We start from the raw sequence: 12,807 nt of genomic DNA, 5'->3' as shown, positions 1-12,807 counted from the left end.
GATATCATGACCGAAGCCCTGAGCGAGCTTTCCACCTATATCCGCGAGGCGCGCCCGTCGCTGGTCGAAGACGCAGTGCTTGCCTATGGCGAGCTGACGCTCGTCACCACCGGTGCCGGTGTCGTCGAGCTCTTGACCTTCCTGCGTGATGATGCGCGTTGCGGTTTCATCAGCTTCATCGATGCCTGTGGCGTCGATTACCCGGCTCGCGTCAAGCGTTTCGATGTGGTCTATCACCTTCTGTCGCCGAAGCAGAACCTGCGCATCCGCGTCAAGCTCGCAACGGCTGAGGAAGAGACCGTTCCGTCGGTAACCTCGGTTTTCCCGGGCGCCGACTGGTTCGAGCGTGAAGCCTGGGACATGTACGGCATCCTGTTCACCGGCCACCCGGATCTTCGCCGCATCCTTACCGATTACGGCTTTGAAGGTCACCCGCTGCGCAAGGACTTCCCGACCACCGGTTTCGTCGAGGTTCGTTACGACGACAGCCTCAAGCGCGTCATCTACGAGCCAGTCGAGCTTCGCCAGGAATTCCGCAGTTTCGACTTCCTGAGCCCATGGGAGGGACCCGAATACGTCCTTCCGGGTGACGAGAAGGCGAAGACCTGACGCCTACGATCTAAAGCCGGCGCGCAACCGCCGGTTTGACGCCAAGTTTTTCCCCGCCCGGTACACTTGAGTACTGGCATGGAGCCGCAGATGACCGAGCACAACGTTCGTAACTTCAATATCAATTTCGGACCGCAGCACCCTGCAGCGCACGGCGTTCTGCGGCTTGTGTTGGAACTCGACGGCGAAATTGTGGAGCGTGTCGATCCGCATATCGGCCTTTTGCATCGCGGCACCGAAAAGCTTATTGAGACGAAGACCTATCTTCAGGCCGTTCCCTATTTCGATCGCCTCGATTACGTCGCGCCGATGAACCAGGAACATGCCTTTGCCCTGGCCGTCGAAAAGATGCTGGGTCTGGAAATCCCGATCCGCGGCCAGCTGATCCGCGTCCTTTATTCCGAGATCGGCCGTATCCTGTCGCATCTCTTGAACGTCACCACCCAGGCCATGGACGTTGGCGCGCTCACTCCTCCGCTCTGGGGTTTCGAAGAGCGCGAAAAGCTGATGGTGTTTTACGAGCGTGCCTGTGGTGCCCGTATGCACGCCGCCTATTTCCGTCCCGGCGGTGTTCATCAGGATCTGCCGCATGAGCTGGTCGAAGATATCGGCGCATGGTGCGACCAGTTCCCGTCCAAGCTGGACGACATCGACGACCTTTTGACCGGCAACCGCATCTTCAAGCAGCGTAACGTCGATATCGGCGTGATCGATATCAACGATGCCTGGGCGCGCGGCTTTTCCGGCGTCATGGTGCGTGGTTCTGGTGCCGCTTGGGACCTGCGCCGTGCACAGCCCTATGAATGTTATTCCGAGCTCGAATTCGACATCCCGATCGGCAAGAACGGCGATTGTTATGACCGCTATCTGATCCGCATGATCGAGATGCGCGAGAGCTGCAAGATCATGAAACAGTGCGTCAACCGCCTGCTGAGCGACGCAAAGACTGGACCCTTCTCGGCCACCGATGGCAAGGTCGTTCCCCCCAAGCGTGGCGAGATGAAGCGCTCGATGGAAGCGCTGATCCACCACTTCAAGCTTTATACCGAGGGATACCACGTCCCGGCCGGCGAAGTTTACGCTGCCGTTGAAGCGCCCAAGGGCGAGTTCGGCGTCTTCCTCGTCGCCGATGGCACCAACAAGCCGTATCGCTGCAAGATCCGTGCTCCGGGTTATGCGCATCTGCAGGCGATGGATTTCGCCTGTCGCGGGCATCAGCTGGCAGACGTTTCCGCGGTCCTGGGATCGTTTGATATCGTGTTCGGTGAGGTAGACCGCTGATGGCTTTTGTCGTTGCGACTTTACCTTTCAAAGCCTGCGAAATCGCCGTCACGGCGACCTCGCAGCGTGTCTCAATAAACTGATAAGGCGTGAGAAAGAATGTCCGTTCGTCGACTAGCCGAAGAACAGTTCCAGCCCGCTAACTTCGCCTTCAACGAAGAGAACGCGGCCTGGGCCGAGGCAACGATCAGGAAATATCCGGAAGGCCGGCAGCAGTCTGCCGTCATCCCGCTGCTGATGCGTGCGCAGGAGCAGGAAGGCTGGGTCACCCGCGCCACGATCGAGCATGTCGCAGCCAAGCTCGACATGGCCTATATCCGCGTCATGGAAGTGGCGACCTTCTACACCCAGTTCCAGCTCAAGCCGATCGGCACCCGCGCCCATATCCAGGTCTGCGGCACAACGCCCTGCATGCTGCGCGGCGCCGAAGAGCTGATCAAGGTCTGTCGCAACAAGATCCACCAAGATCCGCTGCAGCCAAATGCCGATGGCACACTTTCCTGGGAAGAGGTCGAGTGTCAGGGCGCTTGCGTCAACGCACCGATGGTCATCATCTTTAAGGATGCCTACGAGGATCTGACGCCCGCGCGTCTCGAAGAAATCATCGATGCCTTCGAAGCAGGCAAGGGCGCCGAAATCAAGACCGGCCCGCAGATCGACCGTCACCAGTCCGCGCCAATCGGCGGTGCGGTGACGCTCAACGACGATATCAAGCCGGTGCGCACCAATCTCGAGCCGCAGCCGGAAACCCCTGTCGATGCAGCACCCGTGCCGCCCGCAGAAGCAGCCAAGCCGAAAGATACGGCGCCTGAGACCGATCCGAAGCTCAAAACCCCTGTGACGGCGCCGAAGGCGGCTGAAGCAAATGCAAAAGCCACCGAGCAGGAGCCGCCGGCAGGGACGGCCAAGGCCGAACCGGTCAAGTCCGAGCCAACTACGACGGCTTCGCCCGCGTCCAGCACAAAGTCGGAAAAGCCCTCGCTGGACGACAAGAACCGCCCGAAAGGTATCGAAAAGCCGGCTGAAGTCGATGACCTGAAGCTGATTTCCGGTGTTGGTCCGAAAATCGAGGGTACGCTTCACGAACTCGGTATCTACACGTTTGCGCAAGTTGCATCGTGGGAGAAGGCTGAGCGTGAATGGGTGGACGGTTACCTGAATTTCAAGGGCCGCATCGACCGCGACGACTGGATCAAGCAGGCAGAGGCGCTCGCCAAGGGTGGCGAAGCCGAATACATTAAAGTCTTCGGCAAGAAGCCGCGGTGAGGGTGAGACATGCTTAAAGATCAAGATCGCATCTTCACCAATATCTACGGCCTCAAGGACAAGTCCCTGAAGGGCGCGATGAGCCGTGGCCATTGGGACGGCACCAAGATCATCATCGAGAAGGGCAGGGACTGGATCATCAACGAGATGAAGGCATCTGGCCTTCGTGGACGTGGTGGTGCAGGCTTCCCGACCGGTCTCAAATGGTCCTTCATGCCGAAGGAATCGGATGGTCGCCCGCATTATCTCGTCGTCAACGCCGACGAATCCGAGCCGGGCACCTGCAAGGACCGTGAAATCCTGCGCAACGATCCGCATACGCTGATCGAAGGCTGCGTGATCGCCGGTTTCGCCATGGGCGCCCACACCGCCTTCATCTATGTCCGCGGCGAATATATGCGCGAACGTGAAGCGCTGCAGGCAGCGATCGATGAATGCTACGAGGCCGGCCTGCTCGGCAAGAACACTGTCCATGGCTGGGATTACGACATCGTCGTGCATCACGGCGCCGGCGCCTATATCTGCGGTGAAGAAACGGCGCTTCTCGAAAGCCTCGAGGGCAAGAAGGGCCAGCCGCGCATGAAGCCGCCGTTCCCGGCGAACATGGGCCTCTATGGCTGCCCGACCACCGTCAACAACGTCGAATCGATCTCGGTCGCGCCGACCATCCTGCGTCGCGGCGCGTCCTGGTTTTCCTCGATCGGCCGTGCCAACAATGTCGGCACCAAACTGTTCATGGTTTCCGGCCATGTCGAGCGCCCCTGCACATTCGAAGAGGCAATGGGGCATTCGTTCCGCGAAATCATCGAAACCCATTGCGGCGGCATCCGCGGCGGCTGGGATAACCTGCTTGCCGTCATTCCCGGCGGCGCATCCTGCCCGATCGTGCGCGGCGAAGACATGGCCGATGCGATCATGGATTTCGACGGCATGCGCGAGGTGAAATCCTCCTTCGGCACCGGCGGCATGATCGTCATGGACAAGTCGACGGACGTCATTAAGGCGATCTGGCGTATCGCGGCCTTCTTCAAGCATGAAAGCTGCGGCCAGTGCACGCCGTGCCGCGAAGGCACCGGCTGGATGATGCGTCTGATGGAACGCATGGTGCGTGGAAACGCCCAGAAGCGCGAAATCGACATGCTGTTCCAGGTTTCCAAACAGGTCGAGGGTCACACGATCTGCGCGCTCGGCGACGCGGCCGCATGGCCGATCCAGGGCCTGATCCGCAATTTCCGCGCCGAAATCGAAGCGCGGATCGACCAATATACCTACAATGCGACGTCTGAAGGCGCCGTCATGGAGGCGGCCGAATAAGGCCTGCAAAAAGCAGGGTTTTCGGTTGTTGAAATGCACTATTTCCGGGTTTGAACGGCTCGGGTTGAACACAGGACGTAAGTGATACGATGGCAAAGCTGAAGGTTGACGGCAACGAAATCGAAGTTCCTGACCATTTCACGCTGCTCCAGGCATGCGAGGAAGCAGGAGCCGAGATTCCGCGCTTTTGTTTCCATGAGCGTCTGTCCGTGGCGGGCAACTGCCGCATGTGTCTGATCGAGGTAAAGGGTGGTCCGCCAAAGCCGACGGCCTCCTGCGCCATGGGCGTGCGCGATATCCGCGGCGGCCCGAACGGCGAACTGCCGGAAATCTTCACCAATACGCCGATGGTCAAAAAGGCCCGCGAAGGCGTGATGGAATTCCTGCTGATCAACCATCCGCTGGATTGCCCAATCTGCGACCAGGGCGGCGAATGCGACCTGCAGGACCAGGCAATGGCCTTCGGTATCGACAGCTCGCGCTACGGTGAAAACAAGCGCGCCGTCGAAGACAAATATATCGGCCCGCTGGTCAAGACGGTGATGAACCGCTGCATCCATTGCACGCGCTGCGTCCGTTTCACCACGGAAGTCGGCGGCATTTCCGAACTCGGCCTGATCGGTCGCGGCGAGGATGCCGAGATCACCACCTATCTCGAACAGGCCATGACCTCCGAGTTGCAGGGCAACGTCGTCGATCTGTGCCCGGTCGGTGCGCTCACCTCCAAACCTTTCGCCTTCACCGCCCGTCCGTGGGAACTCGGCAAGACCGAATCGATCGATGTCATGGATGCCGTCGGCTCCGCCATCCGCGTTGATACCCGCGGCCGCGAAGTCATGCGCATCATGCCGCGCATCAACGAACAGGTGAACGAGGAATGGATCTCCGACAAGACCCGCTTCATCTGGGATGGCCTAAAGACCCAGCGTCTCGATCGTCCTTACGTCCGCAAGGACGGTCGCCTGCAGCCTGCCAGCTGGGGTGAGGCTTTTGCCGCGGTCAAGACCGCCGTTTCCGCCGCCTCGAGTGACAAGATCGGTGCCATTGCCGGCGATCTCGCCTCGGTCGAGGAAATGTATGCGCTGAAGCAGCTTCTAGCCTCGCTCGGTTCGGAAAATCTCGACTGTCGCCAGGACGGGACGGCGCTTGATCCGTCGCTCGGCCGCTCGAGCTATATCTTCAACCCAACGATCGAAGGTATCGAACAGGCCGGCGCGCTGCTCATTATCGGCGCAAATCCGCGCCTCGAAGCAGCCGTCCTCAATGCCCGTATCCGCAAGCGCTTCCGCCGCGGCAATTTCCCGATCGGCGTGATCGGCGAAGCGGGCGAGCTGCGTTACCCTTACGACTATCTCGGCGCCGGCCCGGAAACGCTTTCCGATCTGGCTTCGGGTGCCAACAGCTTTGCCGAAAAACTCCGTGGCGCAAAGAACCCGATGATCATCATAGGGCAGGGGGCTCTGTCGCGTCCGGATGGCCTGGCCGTTCTTCAGGCGGCAAGCCAGCTTGCCGGTTCGGTCGGCGCGCTCACCGAAGAGTGGAACGGTTTTGCCGTACTTCATACCGCAGCCTCGCGCGTCGGTGGTCTCGATCTCGGTTTCGTTCCGGGTTCCAAGGGTGCTGACGCGGCGACCATGCTGCGCTCGATGGATGTTCTCTTCCTGCTCGGCGCAGACGAGATGAATTTCTCGGCGAAATACGCCAAAACGACGATCTATATCGGCAGCCACGGCGATGCCGGCGCGATGAACGCTGACATCATCCTGCCGGGTGCCGCCTATACCGAAAAGTCCGGCACCTGGGTCAATACCGAGGGCCGCGTCCAGATGGGCAACCGCGCCGGTTTTGCACCGGGCGAAGCCCGCGAGGAATGGGCGATCTTGCGTGCGCTCTCCGACGTTCTCGGCAAGAAGCTGCCCTTCGACAGCCTCTATGCGCTGCGAGCCGCGCTTTATCAGGACCACCCGCATTTCGCCGAAATCGACGAAATTGCAGTTGGCTCCGTCAACGACATCGCAGCTCTTGGACAGAAAGCCGGCGACATGACAAAGGGCGGCTTCTCTTCGCCGATCAAGGATTTCTACCTGACCAACCCGATTGCCCGATCCTCCGCCGTCATGGCCGAGTGCTCGGCATTGGCCCGCAACAATTTCCAGGCTGCGGCGGAGTGATATGACTATGGATTCGTTTTTCTGGACCTACGGCTGGCCCGCACTGATCATGATCGGTCAGTCGCTTCTGCTGCTCGTCTGCCTTCTGGTCTTCATCGCCTATGTCCTTCTGGCCGACCGCAAGATCTGGGCAGCCGTTCAGCTGCGCCGCGGCCCCAACATCGTCGGTCCTTTCGGCCTGTTCCAGTCCTTTGCCGACCTTCTGAAGTTCGTCTTCAAGGAGCCGGTCATTCCGGCTGGCGCCAATAAGGCAGTCTTCCTTCTGGCCCCGCTCGTCTCCGTGACGCTGGCGCTCGCCACCTGGGCGGTCATTCCGCTCAGTGCCGGCTGGGTTATTTCCGACATCAATGTCGGCATCCTCTACGTCTTTGCGATCTCGTCTTTGGAAGTCTACGGGATCATCATGGCGGGCTGGGCATCGAACTCCAAATACCCGTTCCTCGGTGCGCTCCGCTCTGCGGCACAGATGGTGTCTTACGAAGTATCGATCGGTTTCGTCATTGTTGCAGTGCTCCTCTGCGTCGGCTCGCTGAACCTGACGGATATCGTCATGTCGCAGCAGGACGGCCTCGGCACCAAGCTTGGTCTGCCGAACTCCTTCCTCGACTGGCATTGGCTGTCGCTGTTCCCACTGTTCGTGATCTTCTTCATCTCGGGCCTCGCCGAAACCAACCGTCCGCCTTTCGATCTTCCGGAAGCGGAATCCGAACTGGTCGCCGGTTACATGGTCGAATACGGCTCGGCGCCTTACATGATGCTGATGCTCAGCGAATATGCCGCCATCCTCATGGTCTGCTCGCTGACGACGATTCTCTTTCTCGGAGGCTGGCTGCCGCCGGTCGATATCGCCATCCTCAACTGGGTGCCGGGTATCATCTGGTTCGTGCTCAAGGGCTCGATGGTCTTCTTTATGATCGCCATGGTGAAGGCATTCGTACCGCGCTACCGTTATGACCAGCTCATGCGCCTCGGCTGGAAGGTCTTCCTTCCGCTGTCGCTTGTCATGCTGATCATCGTTGCATTCGTGCTGAAACTGACGGGATGGGCATGATCATGACCAATCCGTCTCTTGGCATCATTGGAGAATAAGATGGCTATTGCACAGGCTATCAACTCGCTGTTCCTGAAGGAGTTTGTCGGCGCCTTTTTCCTGTCGATGAAGTACTTCTTCAAGCAGAAGGCCACGATCAACTATCCGTTCGAAAAGGGGCCGGTTTCACCGCGCTTCCGTGGCGAGCATGCTTTGCGCCGGTACCCGAACGGCGAGGAGCGTTGCATCGCCTGCAAGCTGTGTGAGGCGATCTGTCCTGCTCAGGCGATCACCATCGAGGCTGGTCCGCGCCGCAATGACGGCACCCGCCGCACGGTCCGTTACGATATCGATATGGTGAAGTGCATCTATTGCGGCTTCTGCCAGGAAGCATGCCCGGTCGACGCGATCGTCGAAGGCCCGAATTTCGAGTTCTCGACGGAAACCCGCGAAGAGCTTTATTTCGACAAGGCACGGCTTCTTGAAAACGGCGATCGCTGGGAACGCGAAATTGCCCGCAACATCGCAATGGATGCGCCTTACCGTTAAGGCGCATTCGCCGGGGGCTTAAAGCGTCCGGCTCATTGAAATTCATACCGGCGCCGCACGGCACCGGACAGGCGGGTAGGGCGAAAAGCCCGATCTCGACGAGGGACGAGAAGGCACCACGATGGGTCTGCAGGCACTATTCTTCTATCTGTTCGCGTTCGTCGCCATTGCGTCGGCGTTCATGGTCATTTCGTCCAAGAACCCGGTCCATTCGGTTCTCTTCCTCATTGTGGTCTTTTTCAATTCGGCAGGCCTCTTTCTGCTGACGGGGGCCGAATTCCTCGCGATGATCCTGCTGGTCGTCTATATCGGCGCGGTGGCGGTTCTTTTCCTCTTCGTCGTGATGATGCTCGACATCGATTTCGCCGAACTGAGATCCGGTGTGCTGCAATATGCGCCGATCGGGCTTCTGGTCGGTCTGATCGTCGGCGCCGAACTGATCCTCGTGATCGGCTCGAGCGTGCTGTCGCCGGATGCCGCGCAGTCGATCACCATGCCGATCCCCAACCCGGCGGAACGCACCAATACGGCAGCCCTCGGTGACGTGCTCTATACCCACTATGTCTATTTCTTCCAGATCTCCGGCATGGTGCTTCTGGTCGCCATGATCGGTGCGATCGTGCTGACCTTGCGTCACCGCGAGAACGTCAAGCGTCAGGATATTTCACGCCAGGTCGCCCGTACGCCCGAAACCGCCGTCGAGGTGGTCAAGGTCAAGCCGGGCCAGGGCCTCTGAGGAAGCGGGAAAAAGGAACAGAAAAATGGAAATCGGTCTTTCCCACTATCTCACGGTCAGCGCCATCCTCTTCACGCTCGGCGTTTTCGGGATCTTCCTCAACCGCAAGAATGTCATCATCATCCTGATGTCGATCGAGCTCATCCTGCTCTCGGTCAATATCAACATGGTGGCCTTCTCCTCCTTCCTGAACGACATCGTCGGCCAGGTCTTTGCGTTGTTCATTCTGACCGTCGCGGCTGCGGAAGCCGCCATCGGTCTTGCAATTCTAGTCGTCTTCTACCGCAACCGCGGCTCGATCGCCGTCGACGACGTCAATGTGATGAAGGGCTGATCGGGTTATGATCTACAAGCTTATCGTCTTCCTTCCTTTGGTCGGCTTCCTGATCGCTGGCCTTTTCGGCCGCCAGATCGGCGCCAAGGCCTCGGAATTCATCACCTGCGGACTGATGGCGATTGTCGTCGTCCTGTCCTGGATCGTCTTTTTCCAGGTGGCGCTCGGTTCCCAGGAAACCATGAGCATCGAGGTCCTGCGCTGGATCCAGTCCGGCAACATCGACGTCTTCTGGGCGCTTCGCATCGATACGCTAACGGCGGTCATGTTCGTCGTCGTCAACACGGTCTCCTTCCTCGTGCATGCCTATTCCATCGGCTACATGCATACCGATCCGCACCGTCCGCGCTTCTTTGCCTATCTGTCGCTGTTCACCTTCACGATGCTGATGCTGATCACGTCGGACAACCTCCTACAGATGTTCTTCGGTTGGGAAGGCGTCGGTCTCGCATCCTATCTGCTGATCGGCTTCTGGTACGACCGCCCCTCGGCAAACGCTGCTGCCATGAAGGCCTTCATCGTCAACCGCGTCGGTGACTTCGGCTTCATGCTCGGCATCGCCGCCGTCTTCGTCATGTTCGGCTCGATCAATTTCGAAACGATCTTTGCCAATGCCGGCACCTATATTCCCGTCGAAGGTTCACCGGACGCCGCTCGCGTCGTCCTCAACGTCTTCGGTCTGACGCTTTCCCGCGAAGGTGCGCTTACCGCCGCCTGCCTGCTGCTCTTCATGGGCGCGATGGGCAAGTCGGCGCAGTTCCTGCTCCACACCTGGCTGCCTGACGCGATGGAAGGCCCGACCCCGGTCTCGGCTCTCATCCATGCGGCAACCATGGTCACCGCCGGCGTCTTCCTCGTCGCGCGCATGTCGCCGCTGTTTGAACACTCGCCGGATGCGCTGACCGTGGTCACCATCGTCGGCGCGATTACCGCCTTTTTTGCGGCAACCGTTGGCCTGGTGCAAAACGACATCAAACGCGTCATCGCTTATTCGACCTGCTCGCAGCTCGGCTACATGTTCGTGGCGCTCGGCGTTGGCGCTTATGGCGCAGCGATCTTCCACCTCTTCACCCACGCCTTCTTCAAGGCTCTGTTGTTCCTATGCGCCGGCTCGGTCATCCATGCCGTCGATGGCGAGCAGGACATGCGCAAAATGGGTGGTCTGAGAAAACATATTCCCGTCACTTTCTGGATGATGACAATCGGCACGCTGGCGCTGACCGGCGTCGGCATCCCGTTCACCCCGATCGGTTTTGCCGGATTCTTCTCCAAGGACGTCATCATCGAAGCGGCCTATGCGTCGCACTCGGCAGTTTCGGGTTTTGCCTTCACGATGCTCGTCATCGCGGCGCTGTTCACCAGCTTCTATTCCTGGCGCCTGGCCTTCCTCACCTTCTTCGGCAAGGAGAGGGCGAGCCACGAGGTCATGCATCATGTGCATGAAAGCCCGAACGTCATGCTCGTGCCGCTCTATGTCCTGGCCATCGGTGCGGTGCTCGCAGGCGTAATCTTCGAAGGTTACTTCTACGGCGAAGCCTATGCCGAGTTCTGGAAGGGCGCTTTGTTCACGGCCGAACACAACGAACTCCTCGAAGAGTTCCATCACGTGCCGGCGCTGGTGGCGCTTTCGCCCTTCATCGCCATGCTGATCGGCTTCGTCACCGCCTGGTACTTCTACATCAAGTCGCCGGAAACGCCGAAGAGGCTCGCGGCGGCCCAGCCGGGCCTCTACAAGTTCTTGCTCAACAAGTGGTATTTCGACGAACTTTACGACTTCCTGTTCGTCCGCTCCGCCAAGGCACTCGGCCGCTTCTTCTGGCAGAAGGTCGATGTCGGCACGATCGACCACTTCGGACCGAACGGCGTCGCTGCCCGGGTGGTTGACACTGCCAACCGCGTCGTGCGCCTGCAGACCGGTTACCTCTATCACTACGCCTTCACGATGCTGCTCGGCGTCGCTGCCCTGATTACCTGGATGATGCTCGGGAGTTCTGTCTGATGACCGATTGGCCTATTCTTTCCACGGTCACCTTCCTCCCGATGGTGGGCGTCCTGTTGCTGGTGTTCACCCGCGACGACACCGACGACGGTCGCCAGAACGTCATGATCATCTCGTTGATCACGACGATCATCACCTTCCTTCTGTCGCTGTTCGTCTGGTACGGTTTCGACGGTAGCAGTGCCGACTACCAGATGGTCGAGCAGTATTACTGGCTCGGCAAGGGTGTCAGCTATCATATCGGCGTCGACGGCCTTTCCGTCATGTTCGTCGTGCTGGCGACCTTCCTCATGCCGTTCGGTGTTTTGACCAGCTGGAAGGCGATCACGCTGCATGCGCGTGAATACATGATCGCCTTCCTGGTTCTGGAAGTGCTGATCGTCGGCGTCTTCGTGTCGATGGACCTGGTGCTTTTCTACGTCTTCTTCGAGGCAAGCTTGATCCCGATGTTCCTGATCATCGGCGTCTGGGGCGGACCGCGTCGCATCTATGCGTCGATGAAGTTCTTCCTTTATACGCTCGCCGGTTCGGTCTTCATGCTGGTCGGCATCCTGGTCATGTATGCGGAGGTCGGCACCACCTCCATTCCGGTTCTGCTCGCCTACAAGTTCTCGCCGGAAATGCAGTTCTGGCTGTTCCTTGCCTTCTTCCTGTCGTTTGCCGTCAAGGTGCCGATGTGGCCGTTCCACACCTGGTTGCCGGATGCGCACGTCGAAGCCCCGACCGCAGGTTCGGTCGACCTTGCGGCTCTGCTTCTGAAGTTCGGCGGCTACGGCTTCCTGCGCTTCTCGCTGCCGATGTTTCCGCTGGCCTCCGACTACTTTACACCGATGATCCTGACGCTGTCGGTCATCGCCATCATCTATGCCTCGCTCGTCGCCCTGATGCAGACCGACATCAAGAAGATGATCGCCTATTCCTCCGTCGCCCATATGGGTTACGTGACGATGGCCATTTTCGCGGTCAACCAGCAGGGTCTGCACGGTGCGATTTTCCAGATGCTGTCGCACGGCGTCATCTCCGGCGCGCTGTTCCTCTGCGTCGGTATCGTCTACGAGCGCACCCACACGCGTAACGTCAATGATTACGGCGGCCTCGTCCATCGCATGCCGAAATATGCATTGGCCTTCCTGATCTTCACCATGGCCAATGTCGGCTTGCCCGGTACCTCCGCCTTTGTCGGTGAATTCCTGGCGACGGTCGGTGTCTTCCGTGTCAGTGTTTGGACGGCGTTTTTCGCCACTACGGGTGTCGTTCTTTCCGCTGCCTACATGCTGTGGCTCTATCGCCGCATGATCTTCGGTCAGGCAAAATCGCCCCTGATGCAGGGCCTTGTGGACATCTCCTTCCGCGAGCACTGCATCGTCTGGCCGCTGATCGTTGTGACCATCTTTTTCGGCATCTATCCTGCGCCGGTCTTCGATGCCTCCGCAGCGACTGTCGACAGAATTGTAACCAATTACCATTCGGCCATCGAGGCCGTGGCGACCGCCGCTCAGGCTGCGAAATGATGACGGG

The 12,807-nt window shown here is 59.2% G+C and carries 11 protein-coding genes; all 11 read left to right on the top strand.

Features of this window, described 5'->3' with window-relative positions:
• The first annotated feature begins 6 nt into the window (after positions 1 to 6).
• The 11 genes from FHP24_RS02680 to FHP24_RS02630 all read left to right on the top strand — a co-directional run bounded on the left by FHP24_RS02680 (position 7) and on the right by FHP24_RS02630 (position 12,800).
• Positions 7 to 609 (top strand): NADH-quinone oxidoreductase subunit C, encoded by a 603-nt coding sequence (locus FHP24_RS02680; RefSeq protein WP_139672491.1) that lies wholly within the window; start codon positions 7 to 9, stop codon positions 607 to 609.
• 90 nt (positions 610 to 699) lie between these two features.
• On the top strand, positions 700 to 1,890 hold the full coding sequence (locus tag FHP24_RS02675) for an NADH-quinone oxidoreductase subunit D (protein ID WP_139672488.1): 1,191 nt from the start codon (positions 700 to 702) through the stop codon (positions 1,888 to 1,890).
• 99 nt (positions 1,891 to 1,989) lie between these two features.
• Complete coding sequence (locus FHP24_RS02670) at positions 1,990 to 3,156, top strand: NADH-quinone oxidoreductase subunit E (protein ID WP_139672485.1); 1,167 nt, start codon at positions 1,990 to 1,992, stop codon at positions 3,154 to 3,156.
• Positions 3,157 to 3,165: 9 nt separating this feature from the next.
• A complete protein-coding gene (gene nuoF / locus FHP24_RS02665) occupies positions 3,166 to 4,470 on the top strand; it encodes an NADH-quinone oxidoreductase subunit NuoF (RefSeq protein ID WP_139672482.1) in 1,305 nt (434 codons plus the stop codon).
• A gap of 89 nt (positions 4,471 to 4,559) precedes the next feature.
• A complete protein-coding gene (gene nuoG, locus FHP24_RS02660) occupies positions 4,560 to 6,641 on the top strand; it encodes an NADH-quinone oxidoreductase subunit NuoG (protein ID WP_139672479.1) in 2,082 nt (693 codons plus the stop codon).
• 7 nt (positions 6,642 to 6,648) lie between these two features.
• Positions 6,649 to 7,692 (top strand): NADH-quinone oxidoreductase subunit NuoH, encoded by a 1,044-nt coding sequence (gene nuoH / locus FHP24_RS02655; protein WP_139672474.1) that lies wholly within the window; start codon positions 6,649 to 6,651, stop codon positions 7,690 to 7,692.
• A 39-nt stretch (positions 7,693 to 7,731) separates the two neighbouring features.
• Positions 7,732 to 8,220: an NADH-quinone oxidoreductase subunit NuoI gene (gene nuoI, locus FHP24_RS02650; protein WP_139672471.1), complete on the top strand. Its 489-nt coding sequence runs from the start codon at positions 7,732 to 7,734 to the stop codon at positions 8,218 to 8,220.
• Between the two features lie 121 nt (positions 8,221 to 8,341).
• Positions 8,342 to 8,956, top strand: a complete 615-nt coding sequence (locus FHP24_RS02645; protein ID WP_139672468.1) for an NADH-quinone oxidoreductase subunit J — start codon at positions 8,342 to 8,344, stop codon at positions 8,954 to 8,956.
• Between the two features lie 25 nt (positions 8,957 to 8,981).
• Positions 8,982 to 9,290 carry an NADH-quinone oxidoreductase subunit NuoK gene (nuoK, locus tag FHP24_RS02640; RefSeq protein ID WP_139672465.1) on the top strand — a complete coding sequence of 103 codons (309 nt, stop codon included), beginning with the start codon at positions 8,982 to 8,984 and terminating at the stop codon, positions 9,288 to 9,290.
• 7 nt (positions 9,291 to 9,297) lie between these two features.
• On the top strand, positions 9,298 to 11,289 hold the full coding sequence (gene nuoL / locus FHP24_RS02635; protein ID WP_139672462.1) for an NADH-quinone oxidoreductase subunit L: 1,992 nt from the start codon (positions 9,298 to 9,300) through the stop codon (positions 11,287 to 11,289).
• On the top strand, positions 11,289 to 12,800 hold the full coding sequence (locus FHP24_RS02630; RefSeq protein WP_139672457.1) for an NADH-quinone oxidoreductase subunit M: 1,512 nt from the start codon (positions 11,289 to 11,291) through the stop codon (positions 12,798 to 12,800). The genes nuoL and FHP24_RS02630 overlap by 1 nt, the downstream gene beginning before the upstream one ends.
• The last annotated feature ends 7 nt before the right edge of the window (positions 12,801 to 12,807 follow it).

The sequence above is a fragment of the Aliirhizobium smilacinae genome (genome assembly GCF_006335145.1).
GTDB classification, from domain to species: Bacteria; Pseudomonadota; Alphaproteobacteria; order Rhizobiales; family Rhizobiaceae; genus Neorhizobium; species Neorhizobium smilacinae.
Note: the sequence above shows the minus strand (reverse complement) of the source record. Positions and strands in the feature narration are given on the sequence as shown.